At 48.8% G+C, this 213-nt stretch carries 1 rRNA gene; it reads right to left on the bottom strand.

What is annotated here, in order from left to right:
- Window positions 1-133: 133 nt before the first annotated feature.
- Window positions 134-213, bottom strand: a 16S ribosomal RNA gene (locus F3J29_RS22975); the annotation flags it as partial.

Genomic DNA, 213 nt, shown 5'->3' with positions numbered 1-213 from the left:
GTGGACTTGAACCACCGACCTCACCCTTATCAGGGGTGCGCTCTAACCACCTGAGCTACAAGCCTATAAGGTTTTACTGCTCGTTTTCTATCAGACAATCTGTGTGAGCACTACGCGGGTTGTATCTATTAGGTAAGGAGGTGATCCAACCGCAGGTTCCCCTACGGTTACCTTGTTACGACTTCACCCCAGTCATGAATCACAAAGTGGTAA

Source organism: Enterobacter sp. Cy-643, from assembly GCF_011752815.1.
Taxonomy (GTDB): Bacteria; Pseudomonadota; Gammaproteobacteria; order Enterobacterales; family Enterobacteriaceae; genus Cedecea.
This window is presented reverse-complemented; position numbering and strand designations above follow the sequence as displayed.